A 23980-nucleotide genomic window follows, 5' to 3' on the forward strand; every position below is an offset into this window, starting at 1 on the left:
GCGGGGGGGTCCTATTGGGGGGGGGGGGGTGCGCCCGGCACCCACCGCGCACCCGGCGGCCCACCGCGCGGGCCGGTTGCCACTAGCCTGCACTGATGCGACACACCCTCATCCCGGGGGATGACACCCTGCACGGCCACTTCTCCCCCGACCTCCCGCCCGTGCTCACCATCGACCCCGGTGACACCGTCACCTCGCGCACCCTGGACTGCTGGTGGTCCGCCGGCCCGTACCCTGGCGGGCCGACCCGGAACCGGCCCCGGGTCGCGCAACACCGGCCCGACCACGGACACGCCTTGATCGGTCCGATCGCGGTCCGCGGTGCGCGCGCTGGTCAGACCCTCGCGGTACGCATCGACACGATCGTGCCGGGCACCTGGGGGACCACGGTTGCCGGCGGCTGGCCGAGCGAGTTGAACAAGCACTACGGCGTGCAGGACCACCAGGTGGTGCACGCCTGGGCACTGGACCCGGCGACGATGACCGGCCGCAACCAGCACGGCCACACGGTTCCGCTGCGGCCCTTCATGGGAGTGCTCGGCATGCCGCCCGCGGAGCCGGGGCTGCACTCGACGACCCCACCGCGCCCCTGGGGCGGCAACCTGGACTGCCGGGACCTCACCGCCGGCAGCACCCTGCTGCTGCCGATCCCGGTGGACGGCGCGCTGTTCTCGGTCGGGGACGGACACGCCGCACAGGGCGACGGCGAGGTCGGCGGCACCGCGATCGAGTGCCCGATGGACGAGGTGACGTTGACCGTCGACGTACGCGACGACTTCCCGGTCACCGGCCCGGTGGCCCGTACCTCCGACGCGTGGCTGACCCTGGGCGTCGGCGCCTCCCTCGACGACGCCACGTTCACCGCCCTGGACGCGATGCTGACCCTGATGCAGCGGCTGCACGGTCTCAGCCGTTCGGACGCGGCGGCGCTGGCGAGCATCGCGGTCGACGTACGGGTGACGCAGATCGTCAACCAGAGCGTCGGCGCGCACGCGGTGCTCCGTGACGACGCGCTGCGCTGGCCGGACGCCGGTTCTGTCGGAGGGCGTCGCTAGCGTGTGGTCACTGTCGCCGCGCCGGCCGGATCGCGCCGCCCGCTGACCCTCGGAGGCCCCCATGTCCCAGGAGACGACCTACCTCGAACTGTCCGAAGTGGACGGTGCGCACAAGTTCTACGAGGTCCTCGTCGACAACGCCACACTGACGGTGCGCTACGGCCGGATCGGCGACCAGGGGCAGGTCAAGGCAACCGCCTACCCGGACAACGCCCGGGCCCGGGCCGCCGCGGCGAAGAAGATCGGGGAGAAGGTCCGTAAGGGTTACGCGCCGGCGGTGCCCGGTGTCCGCCAGAAGCGCACCGTGTCGCGGCGGCAGATCGTCAGCACCCGCTCCACCGCCCGCACCGCCCCGGTGCTCTGGCGCTACGACTCCGGCGCCCCCGCCTTCGGCATCTTCGTCGACGGGCAGCACTGCATGGTCGGCAACGAGCACGGCGTCATCACCACGCTCGACCACGACGCCCGGGTGCGCAGCCAGGTCCGCCTCCCCGACGGGGTCAAGTGCATCGTTGCCGACGACGCCTGGATCTACGCCGGCTGCGACGACGGCAACGTCTATGACCTGTCCGGCAAGGTGCCCCGGGTGGCCTACGCGATCGCCCCCGAGATCGACATCTACTGGCTGGACATCCACGACGGCGTGCTCGGCGTCTCCGACGCCGACGGCGGCATCACCGCCGTCGACCACGAGGACGAGTTCCTGTGGCGACGCCCCGGGCGCGGGCGGTCGGCCTGGATGGTGCGGTGCGACGACGACGCCATCTACCACGGCCACTCGCAGGGCGTGACCGGCTACGAGTGGCGCACCGGCAGCGAGTTGTGGCACACCACGACCGGCTCGGTGCTCTTCGGCTGGCAGGAGCACGGCAGCGTGTTCGCCGGGACGAGCACCCGCGAGGTGGTGCGGCTGTCCAAGTCGGGTGACCTCGAGCGCACCTACCGCTGCGACGCCCCGGTCTTCTCCTGCGCCACCGCCGAGGGCGGCCGGTACGTCTTCGCCGGTGACAGCCAGTCCTCGATCTACTGCTTCGACGCGGCGGGCACCCGGCTGTGGAAGCTCGGCACCGGCTGCGGCTCGGCGTACTCCATGCAGTACCACGACGACCGGCTCTACGTCGTCACCACCGGCGGTCACCTGGCCTGCATCGACGCGAGCGAGCCGGCGATCCGCGCGGCACAGGCCGGCGACGTCCCCGAGGTCCGCGACATCAAGGCACCGCGCCAGGCGCCCCGGCCGGTGGAGCCGACGCTCGTCGAGGTGACGAGCGACGCGGTCGGCGGGGTCGTGGTGCAGTGCCTCGACGACCGGGGGCGGCTGCGGGTGCAGGTGCTCTCCGACGGCTACCGGCACGACTGGTCGGTGCAGTTCCCCAAGGGGATTCGCGAGCCGGGCGCCCGCTATCTGGTGACCGAGGTGCGCGAGTCCAGCCGCGGTGGTTACTACCGCGCGTACGGCGACATCCGCCGGCTGCGCTGAGCAGCCCGCGCAGCACCCTGCGTCACCGGGCGGTTCCGGGTCGCGCCCGCCGGTGCCGTAGGGTGCCGGCATGGCGCACCCCGTCCGGGCCGACGGCGACGCCGACCGGGCCTGGTGGGCCGCCGTACCGACGCGGCGGGTGAGTCACCTGCCCGGCGTCGACCCGGAGCTGCTGCGGGTGGCGTTCGACCCGTTGCCCCAGGCCGCACCCGCGATCGTGCACTACCGGCCCACTGTGGTCGGGCCTCTCGGTGACCTCGTGGACGCCCTGCTCGACCAACTGGACACCGCGGCCCTCGCGATGTACCCCCGCTGGCTGGCAGATGCCGACCGGTTCGACGGCCAGGGCACCCTCGGCGTGGCCGCGGTGCGCGCCCTCGCGGCCCGTACCGCCGCCACCTCCCGACACTTCGGCCCGTTCCTCGCCGACCTCGCCGAGCGTGGGCTGCGCGGTCCACGCCACCGCACCGGCCGGTCCCGTTTCGCCCCGGGAGTACGCGCCGCCGGGCTGGCCCGGGTGATCGCCGAGGCGTACGACCGGGAGAGCTGCGTCCTCGTCGTGGCCCTGCCCGACCTGGCCGCGGACGCCGAGCGGACGCTTGTGGCCGCCGCCGAGTGGCTCGTGCGGCACGGTGGCTTCACGGTGTGGCTGGTCGGCGGGCCCCTGCGCCACGCCGACCGGGTTCGGTCGGTGCCGATCGAGCTGCCGCCGCGATTCGCCGGGCTGGCCGGCGCGGTCGACGGGGTGCCGACGAATGGTGAACGGCTGTCGACGGTGTTGGCCTGGCCGCCGATCGCCGGCGTGCCACGTGGTGACAGCGCCGCCGAGCAGGCGTTGGAGCGCGCGCTGCGACCGCACGACTGGGCGCGGGGCCGGCGGTGGAACCAGACCTACGAGTGGCACCTCCTGGGCGAGGCGTACCGACTGGATCTGTTTTGGCCCGCAGAGGGTCTTGCGGTCGAGGTGGACGGCCCGGAGCATCGTGGGCGAATCGCTTTCGCCAACGATCGGCGGAGAGACGTGCAGCTGCAACTCCTCGGGCTGGACGTGCTCCGCTTCACCAACGAGCAGGTGCTCACCGACGCGCCGGCGGTGGTCGACGGGATCCGTCGGCTGCTGGCCCGGCGACGCACGGGCGGCACGCACCCCGACGGAGATGAGACATCATGACGAGCCCGGCGGACGTCCCGCACCTGACACCGAACCAGATCAACGCCCTCGTGGTGCTGATGGTCGAGGCGCGTCGAGTCACCAACGTCGAGCTGAAGGATCTGGCCGGTTTCACGCTCACCGGCAAGGACAACGCGAAGCTCGTCGACCTGGGCCTGGTGGACACCGATCGGACGCACCGGCCGTTCGCCCACGAGCTGACCGAGGAGGGCTGGCGGGTGGCCCGCCAGTTGCACACCTCCCCGCCGCCGAAGCAGGGCGGCTCGACCACCCGGTCACTGTTCGTCGTCCTGTCCAACCTGCACCGTTCGCTGGACCGGCTCCGGGTCAGCCACGGTGACTTCTTCAAGCAGACCGGGGCGGCGGTGGCGGCCAGCGAGCCTCCGCGCGCAGCACCGGCGGCATCCGCGTCCGCGGCGGAGGTGGCGACGGCACCGGCGGCACCCGTGTCCGCGGTGGAGGTGCAGGCGCTGGTCCGTTCGACGTACCGGGACCTGGCCACCGCGCCGGGCGCCTGGGTCGGCCTCGCCGACGTCCGGGACCGGCTCGCCGACACCGACCGGGCCGCCCTGGACGCGGCGCTGCGGACGATGGTCGGTCAGGAGGACGTCCGCATCATCCCGGTGGCGAACACCAAGTCGCTTACCGCCCGGGACCGGGCCGCGGCTGTCCGCATCGGCAACGAGGACAACCACGCTCTGGCGATCGGCCCGGCATGATCTCCGAGGACCAGCGGAGCGCGCTGGAGGCGGTGAGTCTCAACCCGGCGGTCACCCCGGACGACGTCTGGCGACCCAGCCGGCACAACGTACCTGAGCTGCACGAGAAGGTGGCCGCGGAGATCCTGCGCGGTGTGGCGCGGGCCCGCACCGACGACACGAGCATGCCGCTCGGCGTGGCCATGCAGGGCCGCGCAGGGGCCGGCAAGACGCACCTGCTCGGCGCGGTCCGCGAACGGATCCAGCGCGACGGCGGCTACTTCTTCCTTGTCGACATGGTCAGTGGCAAGACGTTCTGGGAGAGCGTGGCCCTGGCTTTGGTGGAGGGGATGGGCCGACCGCACGTCGGCTGGGGCACCCAGCTGAAGACCTTCCTGCGGCGACTCACCCCCCAGCTCGGTCTGCCGATGGAGGTCCGCGACGCGGTCGCCGGGGCCCGACCGGTGACCAGGGGGCACCTCGACACGTTCATCTGGGCGCTGCGCGAACGCGATCGGGAGGTCGGGCGGGACGCCCAGGACACCGCCCGGGCGCTCGTCCTGCACGGTGCCGTCGACTTCGAGGCACAGGACGTCGGTTACGCCCACCTGATCTCCGAACCGGGCGACCCGGCCGCGCGGGCGGCCTGGGGGTTGAGCCCCGCCATCCGCACCCCGCAACAGGTCGTGCAGGACGTCTCCCGGTTGATGGCGCTGACCCTGGACCCCACGGTGATCGCCGTGGACCAGCTCGACACGCTGTTCGCCCAGACCAGCACCTCACTGCTCAACCAGCATCAGGGGCTGGAGGACGGCCAGGCCAGAATGCTCGGCCCGATCGCCGACGGCCTGCTCAAGCTTCGCGACATCACCCGCCGCACCCTGGTCGTGGTCTCCTGCCTGCCGGACACCTGGGTGCTGATGACCCGCGCCGCGCCCACCCCGGTCGCCGACCGCTTCCGGACGTCGACCCTGCCGGACCGGATCCCCACCCCGGAGATCGGGCAGGCGATCGTGGCGAAGCGTCTCGCCACCGCGTACGCGGGGATGTACTTCGGACCGCCGCACCCCACCTGGCCGATCGCCCCCGCGGCCTTCGCCGACGCTCCCGCGCTGACGCCGCGCGCCCTGCTCCGCCGGGTGGACCGGCACATCGCCTGGTGCCGTGACCGCGACGAGGTGGTCGAGCTGGACCGGCTCATCGACGGCGCCGACTCCACTCCCACCGTCGACACCGCCCGTGCCGTCGGCGCCGAGCCGGCGACGGACGAGCGCCGCCTGCACGAGTTGGACGCCCGCTTCACCGAACTGGTCGAGGCCGCGGACGTGTCGGCCGCCCTCGACCCGGCGGGCGAGGACGAACACCTGCCGCCGCTGCTCGCCGCGGGCCTGGCCGCCTGGATCGCCGAGCAGGCCCCGACCGGCGCCACCTACAAGTACGACCCGCCGCCCGGGCGCAAACCCGCGCTGCACGGGCGGCTCATCGAGGTGCTCGACGAGGCCACCGAGAACGAGGCGCACTGGTGCTTCCGGGCCATCACACACCCGAACGCCGTCGCCGTCACCGCCCGGGTCAAGGCCGCCTGCACCATGGCCGGGCTGGACCGGGACCTGCCCCAACGGCGACTGGTCCTGCTGCGCAACCGCCCGTGGCCGACCGGGAAGCGTACGACCGAGGTGTTGGCCGGCTTCGACGCGGCCGGCGGGTTGCGGCGCGCCGTGTCGGAGGCGGACCTGCGGGTCTTCGCGGCGCTGCGGGTGATGGCGACCGAGCCGTCCACGGCCCTGCAGGAGTGGCTGGTGGCCCGTCGTCCGGCAAGCGGGACCGAGCTGTTCCGCGCGGTCCTGCCCGGGCCGGACGGGACGCGGGGCGGCGCGGCGCCGACGCCCCCCGACGACGGCGAACCACCGTCGGGCGACCCAGGATCCGAACCGACGACCGTGCCGGTCGCCGCCGTTCCCGATGGCGCGTCGAGCGGTGCCGCTGCCGGGGCCCTACCCGTCGAGCCGGCCGGGCAGCCGGTCGACGCCGACGGTCGGGCCGTCGGGCTGGGGTGCACGGTCGACGGCGGTGACCCGTTCGAGGTGCCGTTGGAGTCGCTGCGCCGCCACGCCGTCGTGTTCGCCGGGTCCGGCTCGGGCAAGACCGTGCTCATCCGTCGACTTGTCGAGGAGTGCGCCCGCGAGGGGGTCTCCGCGATCGTGCTCGACCCCAACAACGACCTCGCCCGGCTCGGCGACGCCTGGCCCGAGCCGCCGAGCGGTTGGGGCCCCGGCGACGCCGAACGGGCAGCCGACTACCTCGCACACACCGAGGTGGTGGTGTGGACGCCACGGGTCACCGCCGGTCGGCCGTTGAGCTTTCAGCCGCTGCCCGACTTCACCTCCCTGCGGGACTGGCCCGACGAGTTCGACCAGGCCGTCCGGTCCGCCGTGGAGGCGCTCGCGCCCCGGGCCAGCGTCGACAGGTCGAGCAGGCTCGCCCAGCAGGGCAAGGCCGTCCTCACCGAGGCCCTCCAGGCGTACGCGCGCAGTGGGATGGTGGGCCTGCCCGGCTTCACCGAGTTCCTCGCGGACCTGCCCGACGGGGTCAGCCGGCTGGCCCGCGCCGGCAAGCTCGCCGAGGAGCTGGCCGAGGCGCTCAAGGCGGCGATGGTCACCGATCCGCTCTTCGGCGGGGTCGGCGCGCCGGCCGACCCGGGGCTGCTGCTGACGCCGTCGCCGGGGCGGCGGGCCCGGGTGTCGGTGGTCAGCTTCGTCGGTCTCACCTCGGACCAGGAGAAGCAGAGCTTCGTCAACCAGTTGCAGATGGCGCTGTTCGCGTGGATCAAGCGGCACCCCGCCGGTGACCGACCATTGGGTGGGCTGTTCGTGATGGACGAGGCGCAGACCCTCGCGCCGTCGACCGGCACCACCGCCTGCACCGCCAGCTCGATCGCGCTGGCCGCGCAGGCCCGCAAGTACGGGCTCGGGCTGGTCTTCGCCACCCAGGCACCGAAGGGTCTGCACAACCAGATCTCCGGCAACGCCACGACGCAGTTCTTCGGGTTGCTCAACGCGCCGGCGCAGATCGACGCGGCCCGGCAGCTCGCCGAGGCCAAGGGCGGGCGGTTGCCGGACATCGGCCTGCTCAACAGCGGTGAGTTCTACGCCGCCGGGGAGGGGTTCTCGTTCGTCAAGGTCCGCACCCCGCTGTGCCTGACCCACCACCCGAAGGCGCCGTTGACCCCCGAGGAGGTCGTCGCCCGCGCCCGCCCGGCTGGGTAGCCTGAGGCCATGATCTTCATTACCGCCAAGTTCCGGGTCCTGGCCGAGCACGCCGACCGGTGGCCGCAGATCGCCGCCGAGTTCACCGAGGCGACCCGGGCCGAGCCGGGCTGCCTCTGGTTCGACTGGTCCCGCAGCCTGGACGACCCGACCGAGTACGTGCTGGTCGAGGCGTTCCGCGACGACCAGGCCGGCGCGGCCCACGTCCAGTCCGCCCACTTCCGGGCGGCCCAGGAGACCCTGCCGCCGCACCTGGCCGAGACGCCGCGGATCGTGAACGCCACCGTGCCGCAGGACGACTGGTCGCTGCTCGGCGAGATGGCCGTCCCCGAGGGCCGCTGACCGCCGCCGGCCGCGCTCGCGCCGCCCGCCGTCAGCGCAGCCGGCGGGCGGTGAACCGGGCCGGCGGGTCGGCGATCACGTCCTGCGCCGCGATCAGCTGGATCTCCCGGGTGCCCGCCGCGAGGGTCGCCTCGAGGACGGCGTAGACGGAGGCGATGGTGCGTTCAAGCGCCGTCGCGGGTGACCCGGTCGTCGACAGGTGCGCCAGGTACAGCGCCGCGGTGACGTCGCCCCCACCGTTCGGGTTGATCGGCAGCAACGGCGTGGTCACCGCCCAGGCACCCTCGTCGGAGACCGCCACCACCTCCAGCGAGTCCGGCGGCAGGTCGCCGTGGAGCACGCTCGTCACCAGGACGTGCCGTGGCCCGGTCGCTCGTACCACGTCGACCGCGTCGAGCACCTCGGCCAGCGAGTTCGTCGTGCGGCCGGCGAGGAAGTCCAGCTCGAAGTGGTTCGGCGTGATGATGTCGGCGCGGGGCACCACGGTGTCCCGCAGGTACTCCGGAATGCCCGGCCGGACGAACATGCCCCGACCGGCGTCGCCCATCACCGGGTCGCAGCAGTACACCGCGGCCGGGTTGGCCGCCTTCACGGTCGCCACCGCGTCCAGGATCACCGCGCCCATGGCCGGGTCGCCCTGGTAGCCGGAGAGCACGGCGTCGGCGCTGCCGAGCACCCCCCGGTCCCCGATGCCCGCGATCACCTCCGCCACGTCCGCCGCGGGGAGCAGCGGGCCCCGCCACGCGCCGTACCCGGTGTGGTTGGAGAAGTGCACGGTCAGGACCGGCCAGACCTCGTGCCCCAGGCGTTGCAGGGGAAAGGCCGCCGCGGAGTTGCCGACGTGACCGTAGGCGACCGACGACTGGATGGACAGGATCTTCACCGGCCCATCATCGCCGCTGCGGCCGACACGGCAGGAGTGGGCCGCCGAATCTGTCGGGTGCCCCACTCGCCGCCCACCGTCGCGGCCCGGCGGCCCGGCGGCCCGGACCGCTCGGGCGGCACGAGCGGGCGGCCCGAGACCGTGTCGTCCGGGCCGCCCGATCGGTCGTACGGTCAGCCGCCGAGGCTCGCCGCGGCCGAGGCGATCGACGAGGCGAAGTAGCTGACCTGGGTGTAGACACCCGGGTAGTTGGGCCGGGCGCAACCGTTGCCCCAGCTGACGATGCCGACCTGGATCCAGGCGTTGCTGCCGTCGCGGCGGAACATCGGGCCGCCCGAGTCACCCTGGCAGGTGTCCGTGCCGCCGCTGGCGTAGCCGGCGCAGATCTCCTGGGCCGGGATGAGGTCCCCGCCGTAGTTGGCGTTGCAGGTGGAGTCGCTGACGAACGGGACCGTCGCCTTGAGCAGGTACCGCTGCTGGCCGCCGCCCTCGCGCGCCGCCCCCCAGCCGGCGACGGTGAAGGTGCCGCTGTCGTACGCGGTCGTGGTGGTGATCGGGAGCGTGCTCAGGCCGGTGACGGGGCTGGCCAACCGGATCAGCGCCCAGTCCCGGCCGGCGCCGTTGTAGCCGGGCGCACGGTAGACGTAGTTGGACCGGACGGTGATCCGGCTGGACGACTGGAGGTCGACCGACCCGAGCGTCGCGGTGATGCTGGTGTTGGTGCCGGTCGCACCGACGCAGTGTGCCGCGGTGAGCACCAGCCGGGGGCTGTAGAGCGCCCCACCGCAGCCCATCGAGAGACGCACCATGAAGGGGAACTCGCCCTGAGCGGCGCGGGTGCCACCGACGACGTTCGGCGTGATGGGACTGTCGGCCGCGGCGGCCGGCGCGGTGAGGGTCAGGCTGGCCGCGGTCACCGCGGCCAACGCGGTGGCCAGCAGGCCAGTGAGGGTACGCCAGCGAACCATGCATTCCTCCGCATCAGGATGGCACGCCTCGTGAGCGCACCGCAGTCGAGATAGCGGTCATCATATTGAGCACAATGGATCTCGCGGGTCATCCCCTCTGGGTCGTACCACCGGCGTTATGGATCTCGCCCGGCGGGCGGGCGACCGGGGGTCAGCCGCCCGGGGTGCCGGTGCTCTCCCGGCGGACCAGCCGGAACGGCGTCTGCACGGTCAGCGGTCCCGCGACCTCCGTGCCCTCGATGCGGGCGACGAGGCGGCGCACCGCGAGACGGCCGATCTCCCTCTTGTCCGGGGCGATCGTGGTGAGGGTCGGGGCACTGAACCGCCCCTCCTCGATGTCGTCGATCCCGACCACCGCGACGTCCTCGGGCACCCGGTGACCGGCCTCGGCCAGCGCCCGGAGCGCCCCGATGGCGATCAGGTCGTTGTAACCGAACACCGCGTCCGGAGGGTCACCGAGGGCGAGCAGGTCCCGCATGGCCCGCTTGCCGTCGAGACGACCGAACGCCTCGGTGCCGGCGACCAACCGCTGTCGGTACGGCAGACCGGCGGCCGTCAGGGCCTCCCGGTAACCCCGGACCCGCAGGTGGGCCGAGTGCCGATCGCCGCCAGGGGTGGCGCCGATGAACGCAATCCGGCGGCGGCCGATCGCCACGAGGTGCCGGATCGCCGCGTGGCTGGCGGCCACGTTGTCGATGGCGATGTGGTCGTGCGGTACGTCGTAGACACCCTCTCCGATCAGCACGAGTGGGCTGCCGTCGGTCCGGGCCAGCACCTCCGCCCGGCCGACGCGCACCGGGCTGAGGATCAGGCCGTCGATGACGCGCTGCCGGGAGCCGTCGAGGAGTGCCAGCTCCACCTCCCGGTCGGCGGCGGTGTTCTCCATGACGAGCGTGTAGCCGAGCGCGGCGGCCTCGGCGATGGCGATCTCGGCGAGTTCGGCGAAGTAGGGGTTGGTCAGCTCCGGGACGGCCAGGGCGATCAGGCCGGTGCGACCCCGGCGCAGGTGCCGGGCGCCGAGGTTGGGGCTGTAGCCGAGTTCGTCGATCGCCTGCTGCACCCGCTGCCGGGTCCGCTCCCCCACCGGCCGGTAGCCGTTCACCACATTGGAGACCGTGGCCAGCGAGACGCCGGCGCGCTTGGCGATGTCCTTCAGGTTGACGCCCATCCCCAACCTTTCGCGGAATTCGACCGGCGGGTCGACCGGGGCATTGACGAACAAGCATTGACGGAGCGGCAGGCGCGGCTCTATAACGTTATACAGGCGCTGATGGATGTCAATATCCCGCGCACCGCCGTCGGGTGGAAATCCCACCGACATCCGTCACTGACGCCCGTCCCCCGTCAATGACCACCCGATGCCCACCACCCACGCGCTTCGGGCCTGACCGCACCGCCCGCGGCGACTCGCCCCTCGGAGACGGCATGACACGTCACGTCCCCATCCGCCCCGCCCTGCCACTGCTGCTCATCCTCACCCTGGTCGCCGGCGTCCTCACCGCGCCCGCCGCACCGGCGTACGCCGCACCGGCCAAGACGCCACCACTGACCACGCCCTGGACCAGCCAGGCCCTGACCGGCACCCCGTTGCCGGAATACCCGCGACCCCAGATGACGCGGCCGGACTGGCTCAACCTCAACGGCGAGTGGCAGCTACGCCAGTCGACGACCGACGACGCCCCGCAGTTCGGCACCAATCTGCCCGAGCGGGTCAACGTGCCCTTCCCGGTGGAGAGCGCCCTGTCCGGCATCCAACGCGCCGCCAACGACAACCGCAACTACCTGTTCTACCGACGCACCGTCACCATCCCGGCGAACTGGTCGGGTCGGCGGACCCTGCTGCACTTCGGCGCCGTCGACTGGCAGAGCACCGTCTGGGTCAACGGGGTCCGGGTCGGCGCGCACACCGGCGGCTACGACGCCTTCAGCTTCGACGTGACCCCCCAGCTCACCGCCGGGACGAACGAGATCGTCGTGAAGGTCTGGGACCCCACCGACACCCGGCAGAACGGCAGCCTGCCCGCCATCGGGAAGCAGACCAAGACACCCAGCGGGATCTTCTACACCCCCAGCTCCGGCATCTGGCAGACAGTGTGGATGGAGCCGGTGCCCGCCGCCTCGATCAGCAGCGTCGACGTCTACCCCAACCTGGGCAACAACACCCTGCGGGTCCGGGTCTTCACCCGCGGCGACGTGAGCGGCCACAGCGTGTTCGCCGAGGCGCTGAACGGCGGCACCGTGGTCGGCTCCGCCACCGGCGGCTTCACCGACTTCAGCGTGCCGGTACCCAACGCCCGGCGCTGGTCGCCCGACGACCCGTTCCTCTACAACCTGCGGGTGACCCTGCGCAGCGCAGCAGGCGCCACCGTGGACCGGACCACGCACTACTTCGGCATGCGGGAGATCACCACCGGCCTGGTCAACGGTGTGCTCCGCCCCAAGCTCAACGGCCAGTTCGTGTTCCAGGTCGGCACCCTCGACCAGGGCTTCTGGCCGGACGGGCTCTACACCGCGCCGACCGACGCCGCCCTCGCCTTCGACCTGCAGAAGCACAAGGACCTGGGCTTCAACATGGTGCGCAAACACATCAAGGTCGAGCCGCAGCGCTGGTTCTACCACGCCGACCGGCTCGGCCTGCTCGTCTGGCAGGACATCCCGTCGCTGACCGCGCAGAACGTCGACCCCACCGACGCCCAGCAGGCGCAGTTCGAGGCGGAGGCGCGCGAGATCGTCGACGAGCATCGCAGCTCACCGGCGGTGATCGCGTACACGCCCTACAACGAGGGCTGGGGCGAGCGGTCCCTCGCCGACACCCGGCGGGTCGCGCAGAACATCAAGAACCAGGACCCGACCCGCCTGGTCAACCCGCACAGCGGCCACAACTGCTGCCAGTCCCTCGGCGACCCCGGCAACGGCGACATCGACGACTGGCACGTCTACCTCGGACCCGACTCGCCCGTGCCGTCGAGCAGCCGGATCGCGGTGCTCGGTGAGTTCGGCGGTCTGGGCCTGCACACGCCGGGCCACGAGTACAGCCCGAGCGGCAGCTTCTTCGCGTACGAGTGGCAGTCCAGTTCGAGCGCCCTCACCGACAGGTACGTGGGGCTGGTGCAGGGCACCCAGAACCTGATGATCGGCAAGGGGCTCAGCGCCTCGATCTACACCGAGATCACCGACCTGGAGGGGGAACTGAACGGCTTCCTCACCTACGACCGGCAGGTGGTCAAGATGGACCAGTCGCGGGTCCGCGCCGCGAACACCGCCCTGGTAAACGCCTCGAAGGCCATCGGCAGTTCGGCGCCGGTCACCCTGCCGACCAACACCCGCCGGTCGCTGCGGGTGACCACGCCCGGCTACACCAACCGCTACCTCCGCCACCAGGACAGCCTGGCCTACACCGAGGTGGTCGACGCCGCGAGTTCCAGCCTGCTCAAGGCCGACGCCACGTACACCGTCCGGCCCGGGCTGGCCGGAACCGGTTGCTACTCGTTCGAGTCGGTCAACTTCCCCGGGCAGTACCTGCGCCACCAGAACTCCCGGGTCCGCAACTCGCCCGACGACGGCTCCGCGCTGCTGCGCGCCGACGCCACCTGGTGCGCCCGTACCGGGTTGACGGGCACCGGCGTCTCGCTGGAGTCGTACAACTTCCGCGGCCGGTATCTGCGGCACTACAACGCGGAGGTCTGGCTCAGCAACGGCGCCGGCGGCGACGCGTACAACGCGCCGACGTCGTGGACCGCCGACAGCACCTGGACCATCGCCGCCCCGTGGGCGCCCTGACCACTGTGCGCTGAACCGGCCGTCCCGACACGGTGAGGCGCGGGGGTTCCGGCGTCGCACCCGCGGGTGCAGAGCAAAGGCTGCCCTGAGCCGGAACCCCCGCAATGCCTGGACGGGCGGCGCGGGGGTTCCGGCTCAGGCTCGCCGGGGCTGGCCGCTCCCGTCAGCGCGGGGTCCTTGCGCCGCCGTCGGTGAGCGGACTGCGGCGTCACTCGTCGTCCCGGGGGTCGTTTCCCCGGTCATGAGGCGAAGCGGCGAGTCGATTCCACCGTCGGACTGGATCGACGCCACGGCAAGGACCGAGCCGCAACTTGCATCTGGCCGGGCTCACTCGTCTGTTGCAACCCGCAATTATGCCGACCAATAAATAGACGAGAACCAATCTTGACTTGTGCGACCGGCCAGCGCACCGTAAAGAGCCAGAGGCAGCTGCGCGCATTATCGGCCCGGCTGAAGTGGATCGCCAAATGGGGGCGCTGCCGGTTTCGCGCCGCGTGCATCAGGAGGCTTTCCATGCGGTTCAATCCGTTCACCGGGGTCTATCTCACCGACCCGGCAAGCAGGTGGCGACGCATTCTCGACGATGCTGACGGGGTGCACTACGCCGAGGATCTGGACCTGTGGTTGATCAGCAGGCACGGGCACGTCCGGCGGGCCCTGGCCGACGCCGCGACATTCGCCAACGCGCTCACCCTCGCCCCGGTCTACGAGGTGTGCCCGCCGGCGCTGAACGTGCTCATGCAGATCGACGCGCCACCCACGACTGTCGCCGCCGACCCACCGGCGCACCCGCGCACCCGTCGGGCCCTACGGGCGACCTTCGCCAACACCGCCGAGCGGGTCGAGGCCGAGTACGGCGCGATCGTCAGACGCCGGGTCGACCAGCTGGTGTCCCGTCTTGCCGCCCGACAGGGCGAGCAGGTCGACCTGATCCCGGAGTTCGCGACCGAACTGCCCCTGCTGGTGGTCCTGGACATCCTCGGTGTGCCCGACGCCGACATCGGGCGGATCAGGAGTTGGGCCGACGGCCAGATCGCCCTCATCTGGGGGCAGCCGGACCCGGCCGAGCAGGTACGCCTGGCGCAGGGTCTGCTCGAGTTCTGGCACTACTGTGAAGACCTGGTCCGCCAACGGGTGGACAGCGGACACCGGGGCGACGACTTCATCAGTCGCGCCCTCGACTACCGGGACGACGACGACACCGTGCTGACGGTGCCCGAGGTGGCGAGCCTGGCCTTCAACCTGCTGGTGGCGGGCCACGAGACCACCGCCGGGTTGCTGGCGCACGCCCTCGACCAGGCCCTCTCCAATCCCCAGCGCTGGTCGGCGATCACCGCGGACGCCGGGCTCGTCCCGGCCTTCGTGGGTGAGACGCTGCGGTTCGCACCGGCCATCGACGGCTGGCTCCGGGTGACCACCCGGGACGTGACCCTGGGAGCGGTGACGATCCCCGCCGGGGCGCGCTGCCTGCTGTTGATCGGAGCGGCGAACCGGGACGCGGCGGCCTTCCACGACCCGGACCGGTTCGACCCCCACCGGTCCGACGCGGGCAACCACCTGTCGTTCGGCCACGGTCCACATTTCTGCATCGGTGCGGGACTGGCGCGACTGGAGGCCGGAATCGCGCTCAGCCGGCTCGCCGACACCATTCCCGGCCTACGGCTGTCACCGGAACAACATCGCTCGTACAAACCCAATGTCGCGTTTCGTGCGCACCACACACTGCTCGCGATAATCGACACCCAGGAGTCGGCCGACCTGCCGGCGACCCGGGTGGGAGCGACGGTCGAAGCACACGCCGCCTGATGCCGGGTACGCGCCGACGGTGCTGACCTGCGGACGGGTCCGGCGTCGGGTGGAGCGGCAGAGCCCCGCTGCACCCGGTGCCGCTCGCTGCCGCAACACCTCTGGCCCGCACCTTTCGCGCTTTGCCCGACGATCCATGCCGGCAGACGTCTTCACACCCAACGCGTCCTGGGTTAAGAATTGCCCTCTGTGAATGTTTGTCTCATCGGCCAATCTCAATCTGGCGTCCGCTGCTGAATGTCCGTTCCACGAAGGTGAGCGCATGGAGCACACGTCCTCGTCGAGCTCGGCGCACTCTGCGGCCAGTCAGCGGTTCCGATGGGAGTTGCGCAACTGTCGCGTCCAACGGGGTCTGACCCAGCGAGCGCTTGCGGATCTGGTGCGGTTCAGCCGGGAGACGGTCGCCGCGGTCGAGTCGGGCCGCCGGTTCGGCAGTCACGAGTTCGCGCTGCGCTGCGACGATGTGCTCGGCACCGGCGGCCGGCTCGCCGCGCTCTGGCCGCAGGTCGCGGCGGAGCAGGCGGCGGCCGACGGCCGACGGGGCCCCCGCGCTCCGGAACCGGCTCGACTGGATCGGCAGGTGCCGCGTCAGCGTGGGCGGCGGGACGCGCGAGACCCGGGCGCCGTGGTGGACGCGATCGACGAGCTGCGTGAGCTGATCGGCCAGGTGCTCAACGGCCCAGCCGAGCCGGACGATCCGGAGCGGCGGCACCCGTCGGCCGGACCGGTCGACCACCAGCGCTGACCCGTCGGGTCCGGCACGACCCCACGGCGTCACCGGCCGCTGACGTTGGGTACAGATGCTGGTACGGGCAGTTTGTACCACGGCCAGGTCTGGTCTACGAGCGCGGCTTCCGGCCGAATGGGACTTGCATTCGGCAAGGTGCGGATAGACCGTCATCGACGAGTCGTGGGAGTCAATCTTGGCGTCGAGCACCCGGTCCCACGCGGCCAGACCCTACCCGACGCGCCGACGCGCTTGGAAGATTGCCGGCCGGATGCGCCTCATCGTCGCGGCCCCGCTGGTCGCCGTGATCGGCTTCGCCGGTCTCGCACTGACCGAGAGCGCACGCCGGACGGTCCGCGCCAGCGACCTGCAGATCCTGGCGCAGGTCGGCGCCGAGGCCGGCGACCTGGCGTACCGGCTGCAACGCGAACGCATCGCCGCCGCCGACCTGCTCACCTACGCCCGACCCGAGCAGCAGGACGCCTTCGGCACGGAGATGGCCGCCACCGACGAGGCCGTCGTCCGCTACCGCGCGCAGCGCGACCGGCTGCCCGCCGACAACGACGGCAACCCGGCTCTCCTGCGGCGCATCGACGCGGCTCTGGACGGCCTCGCGCCGCTGCGCACGCAGGTACGCACCGCCACGCACGCGTCGGTGTCGGCGATGACCTTCAGCTACCGCATCGCGATCGCCGACCTCATCACCTTCCGGGAAAACGTCTCGCACGGCGTCGTGGACGCCGCACTCGCCGACGGGATCCGGGCCTCCGCGGCGCTGTCGAAGACCGCCGAGGCCATCGGTCAGCAGCAGGTGGCCGTGCTGCGCGCCGTCGCCGGCGGCGAGCTGACGCCGGCCACGCAGCAGGACATCACCGCGGCCCGCACCAGCTACACCGAGTCGAGCCTGTCGTTCCTGGCCCTGGCCCCGACGGAGTGGAGCCTCTGGTGGGAGCAGGCCGGCACCGGCAAGGAGGCTCTCGCCCTGCAACGGATGCAGGACGAGGTGTCCCGGGCCCAGCCGGGGTCGCAACTGCAACTCGACACCGACGCGTGGGTGTCCACCACCCAGACACGCGCCGCCCGGCTGGCCGACCTGCGCGCCCGGGTCGACGACGCGGTCCGCGACGACGTTCGGGCCGCGCACGCCGACCAGCGCCGCCGGGCCGTGGCCGAGGCGGCAGGCGTCCTGCTGGCCCTGGTGCTGACCGCGCTGGTCACCTGGGCCGTCGCACGGCAGATCACCCGGCGGCTGCGCCGCCTCCGGGACGCGGCCAACGCCGTGGCCTTCGAACAGCTCCCCGCCGTGGTGGCCCAACTCCAACAGCCCGGCAGCGCCACCGTCGACCCGCAGAAACTGGCCCACGAACAGTCGAGTGCCGCGCTCGAACCGTCAAGCGACGACGAGATCGGCGAGCTGGGTCAGGCATTCAGCGCCGTGCACCAGGCCGCCGTGCGGACCGCCGCCGAACAGGCCGTCATGCGCGCCAACACCGCTGACATCTTCATCCACCTGAGCCGCCGCGAACAGCGTCTGGTCGACGCGGTGCTGGCCCAGGTCGACCTGGTCGAGCGGGACGAGACCGACCCCGACCGGCTCGACCAGCTGTACACACTCGACAACCTGGCGACCCGGATGGGCCGGATCAACGCCAGCCTGCTGGTGCTCGGCGGCGTCGGCGTGGGCCGCGTACGCCAGCGCGACATCCCCCTGCAGCAGGTGCTCCAGGCGGCGCTGTCCCAGATCGAGCACTACGCACGGGTCCGGCTCGGCATGATCGACGGCGACGTCGCGGTGGCCGCCAAGACCGTCGACGAGGTCGTGCACCTCCTCGCCGAGCTCATGGACAACGCCACGACGTACTCGCCGCCGGGCAGTGAGACCTGGGTGAGCGGCCGGAGCCTGGGTGACCGCGTCATCGTCCAGATCAGCGACGAGGGTGTGGGGTTGTCCCCGCAGCGGATGCAGCAGCTCAACGAGTTGCTGGCCCGCCCGCCGGCCATCGACGTGGCAGCCGTACGGGCGATGGGGTTGGTCGTCGTGGGTCAGCTCGCAGCGCGACTGGGCGTGACCGTGCAACTGCGACGCGGCCCCCGCCGCGGCATCCTCGCCGAGGCGACACTGCCGGCGGCGATCATCCGGTCGCTGCCGCCGGAGGAGTACCTGCTCGCACCCGGCCGGCTGTCGCGACGCGCGGCGCGCACGGCCACCCCGCCGCCGCCGTACCAGCCGCGCCCCGAGCCCACCGCCGGACGCCCTCCGGCCGAACGGACGCTGCCGGCGGCGCCGGTCTTCCGACCGACTCCCCCACCTCCGGACCGAGGTGACGCGCCCACCGAGGAGCTTCTCATCTTCGAACAGGTCAACCACTGGTTCCAGAGCGACGTCGTCGACGGCCAGAACGGCCAGAACGGCCAGCAGTGGTCCAGCCCCGCCGACGACGCCTGGCGGACGGCCGCCCAGGCGCACACCCCCGAGGTCGCCACGACCACCGACTCCGGCCTGCCCAAACGGCAGCCGCAACGGCACCTCGTGCCCGGCGGTGTGACAGTGCCGCAGCAGCAGCAGCGGTCCGAGTACCGCGATCCGACGCAGGTGGCGACGGCAATGGCCGCGTACGCGCGGGGCGTGGCGAACCGACGGCGCACCCCGATCAACCTCGGCAACAAATGACGCGACAGGAGAGCACGTGACTGACCAACAGGATCTCGGCTGGCTGCTGGACAACTTCGCCGCGCGCGCGACCGAGGTCAGCCACGCGATCGCCATCTCCAGCGACGGCCTGATGGTGGCCGCCACCCGCGACCTGCCACCGGACCGGGCCGACCAGTTGGCCGCCACGGGTAGCGGGCTGGTCAGCCTGCTGCGGGGGGCGGCGGCCTTCTTCGACGCCGGCGCGGTGATCTCCAACGTCACGCAGCTCGAGGGCGGATTCATGTTCTCGATGGCCTTCAACGACGGCGCCTCGCTGCTGGTGCTCGCCGCCCCCGAGTGCGACGTGGGCAAGGTGTCCTACGAAATGACCGAGCTGGCCAACCGCATCGGGGACGCGCTGACCCCCGCTGCGCGGGCGGCGCTCGCCCGCAGTCGCTGACCACCCCGGCGCCCCCACGCCGGAAACCTCTTCCCCTTTCCTCTGGAGTCAGTCATGCCTCTCACCAAGCCGTGGCGCAGCCGTGCCCTCACCGCCGCGCTGCTCGCCACCGTGCTGATCACCGGCACGGCCTGCGGTGACGACGCCGCCGGCCCGAGCGCCGGCGGCACGATAAAGATCGGCCTGCTCGCGTCGCTGTCCGGGACGTACCAGGCGGTCGGTACGGAGATCCGGGACGGCTTCCAGCTCTACCTGGAAACCCACGACGGCAAGCTCGGCGGTCGGAAGGTCGACCTCGTCGTCGCCGACGAGGGCAACGGTGCCCAGACCGCCGTGCCGGCGGCGACCAAGCTGCTCAAGCAGGACCGGGTGTCCGCGCTCACCGGCATCGTCGGTGGCGGCTCGGTCGCCGGGGTCACCCCCCTGCTCGCCGAGACGAAGGTGCCACTTGTCGGCTCCAACGGCCGACCGGAGCTCAAGGACGTCTCCCGGGTCTGGCACACGTCGTACCTCTCCGACGAGCCCGGTGCGGCGATCGCCCAGCACGTCCGCGACAACGTGCAGGGCTCCGTGTACGCGATCGGCCCGGACTACCAGGGCGGTTGGGACGAGCTGCGCGGCTTCACCGACACGTTCGGCAAGATCGGCGGGAAACTCGCGAACGCCGACGGCAAGACGACCTTCACGCCGTTCCCGACCACCACCAACTTCCTTCCGTACTTCGCCCGCATCAAGGCCTCGGGCGCGGCTGCCGTCTACACCTTCTACGCCGGTAGCGCCGCCGTCGACTTCGTCAAGCAGTACGCGCAGTCCGAGATCAAGGACGTCCCGCTGTACGCGGCCGGGTTCCTCACCGAGGGCGGTGTGCTCAACGCGCAGGGCGAGGCGGCCCGGGACATCTACTCGGTGCTCAACTACTCGCCCGACCTCGACAACGCGGAGAACCGCGCCTTCGTGGCCGCGTGGAAGGCCAAGCACGACGGCTCGCCGACGACGTACGCGCTCGCCTCGTACGACGCGGCGGCGGTCCTGGACCGGGCGATCGGCGCCGCCGGGAGCGACCCGACCCCTGAGGCCATCAACACCGCGATCAGTCAACTCGGCCAGATCGCCAGCCCGCGCGGCACCTGGCAGTTCTCCACCACCACGCACTCCCCGGTGCAGAAGTGGTACCTGCGGCAGGTCCGCCAGGACGGCCGTGCACTGTCCAACACCGTCGTGGGTGACCTCGCGACCGTCGGCCGGTGATAGCGGTGGCGGCCGGCACGAACCGGATCGACCCGTACCTGATCCCGGCGTTGGACGGAGTCGCCTACGGGCTGCTGGTGTTCGTCGCCGCGTCGGGTCTGGTCTTCTGTTTCGGCGTCGCCAACATCCTCAACCTGGCGCACGGCCTGCTCTACGCGATCGGCGGGTACACCGCCGCCGCACTGCTCGACGGCGGTTGGGTGAGCCTGGCCGTGGCGCTGGCGGTCGGTGTGTTTGCCGCCGCGGCGGCGGGGGTGCTCCTGGCCGGCCTGCTCACCCCGGTCCCCGCCGGTAACCACCTGAGGCAGGCGCTGCTGACCTTCGGTGTGGCGCTGGCCGGCGGTAGCCTGCTCGTCGCCGGATTCGGGCCGGACGACCCGCAGGTGCAGGTGCCCGCCGCCCTGGAGGGGTCGGTGGTGGTCGCCGGCCACCGCTACGCCGCGTACCGTCTGGTGTTCATCGTCGTCGCCGCGGTGCTCGCCGCCGCACTCTACCTGGTGGTGCGACGCACCAGGGCAGGGATGCTGGTCCGGGCGGCCGTCGACGACCCGGAGATGGTCGCCTGCCTGGGCGTGAGCCCGGCGCGGATCCGGGCCGGGGTGCTCGCCGCGGCCGGCGCGCTGGCCGGCGCGGCCGGGGTCCTCGGCGCACCCATCATCGGCCCCGGCACGGACACCGCCGACACCGTGCTGCTGCTCTCCCTGGTGGTCGTCGTCCTCGGTGGCCTCGGTTCCATGGCGGGCACCCTGCTGGCCGCGCTCGCGATCGGTGAGATCCAGACGCTTGGCGTGGCGCTGCTGCCGTCGGCCGCGCCGTTCCTGCTGTTCGCCGCGATGGCGGCCGTGCTCGCCGTGCGGGCACGCGGCCTGGCCGGCAGATGGCGGACGACATGACCGGCGAGGTGATCCGGTGGGCGCGGGGCGGCGTCGCGGCGCTCGTCCTGGCCGGCCTGGTCGTGGCGCCGTGGGTGGTCGACGACTACACCACGGCGATCCTCGCCCGGACGCTGGCGCTGGCCCTGGTCGGGGTGAGTGTGGCCCTGCTCACCGGCGTCGCCGGCATGCCCACCCTGGGGCAGACCGCACCGTACGCGGCAGGCGCCTACGCCTGCGCGGTGGTCGGCAGCCGGATCTCCGACGTCGGTGTCGTGCAGGTCCTCGTCGCGGCGGCCGCCGGGGCGCTGCTGGCCGCGCTCACCGTGCCGCTCGTCGTGCACGCCCGAGGGGTGATCGTCCTGATGATCACCCTGGCCATCGGCGAACTCGTCGTCACCGTGCTGGGGCGGTGGCGGTCGGTGACCGGGGGCACGGACGGGCTGGCCGGCATTCCCGCGGTCCGCCCGTTCTGGGGGCTCCCGGCGCTGGCCAGTGACCAGGCCCGCTACCTGTACGCCCTGGTCGTCGGGGCCACCCTGGTCGGCGCGGTGCTCGTGCTGCTGCGGACCCGGGCCGGGCTGGTGCTGCGTGCCGGCCGCGACGACGAGACGCGGCTGCGGGCCAGCGGTCACCGGGTGGCGCTACACGTGTCCGGCGCGCACATCGCCGCCGGGGCGATAGCCGGTGCCGCCGGGTCGCTGCTGGTCGTCGCCCAGCAGTACATCTCCCCCGCCGACTTCGGCTTCGACACGTCCGCCCTGCTGTTGCTGGGTGTGGTCATCGGTGGCACCGCCTCGGTGGGCGGCGCCCTGGTGGGTGCGGCGTTGGTCATCGCCGCCCGGGACTGGCTGTTCGGGGTGCTGCCCGGCCATGCGCCGTTGGTGCTCGGCGCGCTGTTCGTGGCGACGGTCTACCTGCTGCCCACCGGCGTGACCCGGGCCCGGGGGCGGCGGCGTCCGCCGGAGGCCCCAGCACACCAGCCCGTCGTTGCCGAACAGGCGGGCGTCCCGGAGTTGCGCCGATGACCGGCCTGCTCGACGCCCAGGGGATCAGCGTGCGGTACGGCTCGCTCGCCGCGCTCGACGGCGTGGACCTGTGCATCCACGACGGCCAGCGGCACGCGTTGATCGGCCCGAACGGGGCCGGCAAGACGACCCTGCTCAACGTGCTCGGCGGCGCCACGACAGCGCAGCGCGGCACCGTGCGGTTCGTCGGGCGCGACGTCGGTCGGCTCGGGCCGGCGGCCCGGGCGCGGCGGGGCATCAACCGCATCCACCAGCGCCCGGCGGTCTTTCCGACGCTCACCGCGACGGAGAACGTCGTGGTGGCCGCACTGCCTCGGGTGATTCCCCGTCGGCGGTGGTGGCCGGGCGAACGTCGACGTACCGGGCAGGACCTGGCGGGTCCGCTGCTGGAACAGATGGGGCTCACCGCCGTCGCGGCGGTGCCCGCCGGGCACCTCGCGCACGGCCAGCGGCGGCAGCTGGAGATCGCGATGGCCCTGGCCGGTCGCCCCCGACTGCTCCTCCTCGACGAACCGGCGGCCGGGCTCTCCGCCGTCGAGGTGGGCCGGCTCGTCGAGGTGCTCCACGCACTACCCAGGGCGGTCGCCGTGCTGCTCGTCGAACACCGCCTGGACCTGGTGTACGCCCTCTCCGACATGGTCACGGTGCTACGCGACGGTCGGACCCTGGCAGCCGGTACGCCGGACGAGATTCGGACCTCGCCGCTGGTGCGGCAGGCCTACGCCGACGGGGTGGCCTGATGCTCACTGTGGATCGTCTCTGCGCCGGTTACGCCGGAGGAACCGTCCTGCACGAGGTCAGTCTGCGGGTACGCCCGGGCAGCATCCAGGCCGTGGTGGGCCGCAACGGGGCGGGCAAGAGCACGCTCGTGCACACCATCGCCGGGCTGGTCCGAGCGTCGAGCGGTCGCGTCGAGATCGGCGGCGTGCACGTCGCCGGCCGACAGCCGCACCGCATCGCCCAGTCCGGGGTCGGCCTGGTCCCGCAGGGCCGACGGGTCTTCTCCCGGTTGACCGTGGCCGAACACCTGCACCTGGCGGCCGCACCGTGGCGGGCTCCCGCCTCCGGCGGCGGCGAGGGCTGGACGGTCGCCCGGACGCTCGACCTGCTGCCAAGGTTGGCGGTGCGGTTGCGGCACCGTGGTTGCGAACTCTCCGGCGGCGAGCAGCAGATGCTGGCGATAGCCCGCGCGCTGCTCGGCCAACCCCGGGTGCTGCTGCTCGACGAACCCTGTGAGGGCCTCTCGCCCGATCTCGCGGCGCGGGTCCGCGAACTGGTCAACGGCCTCGCCGCCGACGGCCTGACGGTGCTGCTCGTGGAGCAGCAACTCCAACACGCGATCGAGGTCGCGGACCGGGTGGCGGTGCTGGAGTACGGCCGGGTGGTCTACGACCGGCCGACCGCTGAGGCCCGCCGTGACCCGGCCCCGCTGGCGGCGATGGTGAGCGTCGCCGCCGTCGCGCCACCGCCGCCGGCCAACCGGTCGACCCCTCGGCTCTGGGCCGACACCCCCACGCCATCCGACCCTTCTCGAGTCACCCGACCCTTCTCGGAGAGGTAGACA

The 23980-nt window shown here is 72.3% G+C and carries 19 protein-coding genes; 16 read left to right on the forward strand and 3 right to left on the reverse strand.

Features of this window, described 5'->3' with window-relative positions:
- The first annotated feature begins 95 nt into the window (after positions 1-95).
- The 6 genes from AB0C15_RS20270 (at position 96) to AB0C15_RS20295 (ending at position 8012) form a co-directional block, all read left to right on the forward strand.
- On the forward strand, positions 96-1055 hold the full coding sequence (locus AB0C15_RS20270) for an acetamidase/formamidase family protein (protein ID WP_357354075.1): 960 nt from the start codon (positions 96-98) through the stop codon (positions 1053-1055).
- A 61-nt stretch (positions 1056-1116) separates the two neighbouring features.
- A complete protein-coding gene (locus AB0C15_RS20275) occupies positions 1117-2535 on the forward strand; it encodes a PQQ-binding-like beta-propeller repeat protein (RefSeq protein WP_357354077.1) in 1419 nt (472 codons plus the stop codon).
- Between the two features lie 70 nt (positions 2536-2605).
- The gene (locus tag AB0C15_RS20280) at positions 2606-3706 is read left to right on the forward strand and encodes a DUF559 domain-containing protein (RefSeq protein ID WP_357354079.1); all 1101 of its coding nucleotides are present in this window, start codon (positions 2606-2608) and stop codon (positions 3704-3706) included.
- A complete protein-coding gene (locus AB0C15_RS20285) occupies positions 3703-4425 on the forward strand; it encodes a hypothetical protein (RefSeq protein ID WP_357354081.1) in 723 nt (240 codons plus the stop codon). The genes AB0C15_RS20280 and AB0C15_RS20285 overlap by 4 nt, the downstream gene beginning before the upstream one ends.
- Positions 4422-7670, forward strand: a complete 3249-nt coding sequence (locus tag AB0C15_RS20290) for a DUF87 domain-containing protein (protein ID WP_357354083.1) — start codon at positions 4422-4424, stop codon at positions 7668-7670. Before AB0C15_RS20285 ends, AB0C15_RS20290 begins: the two co-directional genes overlap by 4 nt.
- A 9-nt stretch (positions 7671-7679) precedes the next feature.
- Positions 7680-8012, forward strand: a complete 333-nt coding sequence (locus AB0C15_RS20295) for a putative quinol monooxygenase (RefSeq protein WP_357354085.1) — start codon at positions 7680-7682, stop codon at positions 8010-8012.
- Positions 8013-8043: 31 nt separating this feature from the next.
- Here AB0C15_RS20295 and pdxY read toward each other — a convergent pair whose 3' ends face one another.
- The 3 genes from pdxY to AB0C15_RS20310 all read right to left on the reverse strand — a co-directional run bounded on the left by pdxY (position 8044) and on the right by AB0C15_RS20310 (position 11031).
- A complete protein-coding gene (gene pdxY, locus AB0C15_RS20300; RefSeq protein ID WP_357354086.1) occupies positions 8044-8895 on the reverse strand; it encodes a pyridoxal kinase PdxY in 852 nt (283 codons plus the stop codon).
- A gap of 173 nt (positions 8896-9068) precedes the next feature.
- Positions 9069-9863, reverse strand: coding sequence for a serine protease (locus AB0C15_RS20305; RefSeq protein WP_357354089.1), 795 nt, complete (start codon positions 9861-9863; stop codon positions 9069-9071).
- A 151-nt stretch (positions 9864-10014) separates the two neighbouring features.
- Positions 10015-11031 (reverse strand): LacI family DNA-binding transcriptional regulator, encoded by a 1017-nt coding sequence (locus AB0C15_RS20310; RefSeq protein ID WP_357354091.1) that lies wholly within the window; start codon positions 11029-11031, stop codon positions 10015-10017.
- A gap of 257 nt (positions 11032-11288) precedes the next feature.
- Here AB0C15_RS20310 and AB0C15_RS20315 point away from each other — a divergent pair, with 257 nt between their 5' ends.
- From AB0C15_RS20315 to AB0C15_RS20360, 10 genes are all read left to right on the forward strand, one after another.
- Entirely contained in the window at positions 11289-13643 is a 2355-nt protein-coding gene (locus AB0C15_RS20315) for an AbfB domain-containing protein (RefSeq protein WP_357354093.1), read from the forward strand.
- A 513-nt stretch (positions 13644-14156) separates the two neighbouring features.
- Complete coding sequence (locus tag AB0C15_RS20320; protein ID WP_357354095.1) at positions 14157-15449, forward strand: cytochrome P450; 1293 nt, start codon at positions 14157-14159, stop codon at positions 15447-15449.
- A 262-nt stretch (positions 15450-15711) separates the two neighbouring features.
- Positions 15712-16194 carry a helix-turn-helix transcriptional regulator gene (locus tag AB0C15_RS20325; protein WP_357354097.1) on the forward strand — a complete coding sequence of 161 codons (483 nt, stop codon included), beginning with the start codon at positions 15712-15714 and terminating at the stop codon, positions 16192-16194.
- A 253-nt stretch (positions 16195-16447) separates the two neighbouring features.
- The gene (locus AB0C15_RS20330) at positions 16448-18847 is read left to right on the forward strand and encodes a nitrate- and nitrite sensing domain-containing protein (RefSeq protein WP_357354099.1); all 2400 of its coding nucleotides are present in this window, start codon (positions 16448-16450) and stop codon (positions 18845-18847) included.
- 16 nt (positions 18848-18863) lie between these two features.
- Positions 18864-19268 carry a roadblock/LC7 domain-containing protein gene (locus AB0C15_RS20335; RefSeq protein WP_030490280.1) on the forward strand — a complete coding sequence of 135 codons (405 nt, stop codon included), beginning with the start codon at positions 18864-18866 and terminating at the stop codon, positions 19266-19268.
- Positions 19269-19322: 54 nt separating this feature from the next.
- A complete protein-coding gene (locus tag AB0C15_RS20340; protein ID WP_357354101.1) occupies positions 19323-20516 on the forward strand; it encodes an ABC transporter substrate-binding protein in 1194 nt (397 codons plus the stop codon).
- On the forward strand, positions 20513-21409 hold the full coding sequence (locus tag AB0C15_RS20345) for a branched-chain amino acid ABC transporter permease (RefSeq protein ID WP_357354103.1): 897 nt from the start codon (positions 20513-20515) through the stop codon (positions 21407-21409). The genes AB0C15_RS20340 and AB0C15_RS20345 overlap by 4 nt, the downstream gene beginning before the upstream one ends.
- A complete protein-coding gene (locus tag AB0C15_RS20350; protein ID WP_357354105.1) occupies positions 21406-22416 on the forward strand; it encodes a branched-chain amino acid ABC transporter permease in 1011 nt (336 codons plus the stop codon). Before AB0C15_RS20345 ends, AB0C15_RS20350 begins: the two co-directional genes overlap by 4 nt.
- Positions 22413-23156, forward strand: coding sequence for an ABC transporter ATP-binding protein (locus AB0C15_RS20355; protein ID WP_357354107.1), 744 nt, complete (start codon positions 22413-22415; stop codon positions 23154-23156). The genes AB0C15_RS20350 and AB0C15_RS20355 overlap by 4 nt, the downstream gene beginning before the upstream one ends.
- On the forward strand, positions 23156-23977 hold the full coding sequence (locus AB0C15_RS20360; protein WP_357354109.1) for an ABC transporter ATP-binding protein: 822 nt from the start codon (positions 23156-23158) through the stop codon (positions 23975-23977). Before AB0C15_RS20355 ends, AB0C15_RS20360 begins: the two co-directional genes overlap by 1 nt.
- The last annotated feature ends 3 nt before the right edge of the window (positions 23978-23980 follow it).

It is taken from the genome of Micromonospora sp. NPDC048835, from assembly GCF_040649995.1.
In the GTDB taxonomy this organism is placed as follows: domain Bacteria; phylum Actinomycetota; class Actinomycetes; order Mycobacteriales; family Micromonosporaceae; genus Micromonospora.

Coding starts and splice junctions, on each gene's coding strand:
- AB0C15_RS20270 (WP_357354075.1), top strand. CDS start 96: ATGCGACACACCCTCATCCCGGGGGATGACACCCTGCACGGCCACTTC.
- AB0C15_RS20275 (WP_357354077.1), top strand. CDS start 1,117: ATGTCCCAGGAGACGACCTACCTCGAACTGTCCGAAGTGGACGGTGCG.
- AB0C15_RS20280 (WP_357354079.1), top strand. CDS start 2,606: ATGGCGCACCCCGTCCGGGCCGACGGCGACGCCGACCGGGCCTGGTGG.
- AB0C15_RS20285 (WP_357354081.1), top strand. CDS start 3,703: ATGACGAGCCCGGCGGACGTCCCGCACCTGACACCGAACCAGATCAAC.
- AB0C15_RS20290 (WP_357354083.1), top strand. CDS start 4,422: ATGATCTCCGAGGACCAGCGGAGCGCGCTGGAGGCGGTGAGTCTCAAC.
- AB0C15_RS20295 (WP_357354085.1), top strand. CDS start 7,680: ATGATCTTCATTACCGCCAAGTTCCGGGTCCTGGCCGAGCACGCCGAC.
- AB0C15_RS20305 (WP_357354089.1), bottom strand. CDS start 9,863: ATGGTTCGCTGGCGTACCCTCACTGGCCTGCTGGCCACCGCGTTGGCC.
- AB0C15_RS20310 (WP_357354091.1), bottom strand. CDS start 11,031: ATGGGCGTCAACCTGAAGGACATCGCCAAGCGCGCCGGCGTCTCGCTG.
- AB0C15_RS20315 (WP_357354093.1), top strand. CDS start 11,289: ATGACACGTCACGTCCCCATCCGCCCCGCCCTGCCACTGCTGCTCATC.
- AB0C15_RS20320 (WP_357354095.1), top strand. CDS start 14,157: ATGCGGTTCAATCCGTTCACCGGGGTCTATCTCACCGACCCGGCAAGC.
- AB0C15_RS20325 (WP_357354097.1), top strand. CDS start 15,712: ATGGAGCACACGTCCTCGTCGAGCTCGGCGCACTCTGCGGCCAGTCAG.
- AB0C15_RS20330 (WP_357354099.1), top strand. CDS start 16,448: ATGCGCCTCATCGTCGCGGCCCCGCTGGTCGCCGTGATCGGCTTCGCC.
- AB0C15_RS20340 (WP_357354101.1), top strand. CDS start 19,323: ATGCCTCTCACCAAGCCGTGGCGCAGCCGTGCCCTCACCGCCGCGCTG.
- AB0C15_RS20350 (WP_357354105.1), top strand. CDS start 21,406: ATGACCGGCGAGGTGATCCGGTGGGCGCGGGGCGGCGTCGCGGCGCTC.
- AB0C15_RS20355 (WP_357354107.1), top strand. CDS start 22,413: ATGACCGGCCTGCTCGACGCCCAGGGGATCAGCGTGCGGTACGGCTCG.
- AB0C15_RS20360 (WP_357354109.1), top strand. CDS start 23,156: ATGCTCACTGTGGATCGTCTCTGCGCCGGTTACGCCGGAGGAACCGTC.